Raw genomic sequence first — 1,058 nt, 5'->3', positions numbered from 1 at the left:
ATCAAATGTAAAACAGATATTATAGGATTTTTACTTACTATTATAAATATACCAGAAAATATACATAAAACAATTATAACATCTAAAAATATAACAAAAAAGCCATAAAATTCATTAGATATAAAAGATATATTCAAAAAAAAAAAAAAAAATAAATCTTAAAAAGAAAAGTATATTGTCTATTAAATTCGAACCTACATAGAAACCATAGTAGACCTAAAAATTTAGTATTATATATAAGTTTATAGAAATATATAAGATAAAAATAATATAATTTAATTTTTTTTGCCCATCAAACTAGGTTATAAATTTAAAGTAAAGAAAAGATATATTATCAATAAGTAAAAATCTTAGATAATAATGTAGACAAAAGTCTACCAAATATAATACTATATTTAATTTTTAATATTAATGCATCCCGTGCAATTTCCATTACACGAACCATATTTCGACTTAACACCAATAAAAGTCACGCATACGAAGATTACAAATTTAAAAAATTACAACTAATTAAGTAAAAAAAAAATAAAAAAGTAATCAAACTTATTGCGCATACTCCTTTCAGCGCCTGACGAGTGGTTAGTACCCATCTGAGAAAAAATTCACCGTGACGTGGTGATTCACGATTACTAGTAATTCCATATTCATGTAGTCGAATTTCAGACTACAATCCACAAATAGTTATATCCAATTTTGTGGGATTAGCTCCATTTTACAATATTGCATCCCTTTGTAGAGGTATATGTGGCACGTCTATAGCCCACGCTATTAAGGCCATGATGACTTGTCTTGGTCCCTGTTATTATTTCCATTTATAGAAAAACACTCTAAAAATAAATAAAGCTAGGGTTTTCGTTAATTAAAGGAATTAACCAAAGTCTCACGACATTAACTGAAGACAGCCGTGCAGCGCTTGTAATATTTATAATATTATTCAAAACGTGGTAAGGTTATTCGCGGATTATCGAATTAAATAACATACTTCACTACTGGTTTCAGAAACGGTCTAATGATTTCAATTTGTGCATTTCCGCCTTAGTCATGAGGTGGAGTGCTTA

General features: G+C 27.7%; 1 rRNA gene. It reads right to left on the bottom strand.

What is annotated here, in order from left to right:
- Positions 1–404 precede the first annotated feature (404 nt).
- Positions 405–1,058: ribosomal RNA gene (locus ACYVEA_RS34510) — 16S ribosomal RNA — on the bottom strand; the annotation flags it as partial.

Source organism: Spirosoma jeollabukense, assembly GCF_054777855.1.
Note: the sequence above shows the minus strand (reverse complement) of the source record. Positions and strands in the feature narration are given on the sequence as shown.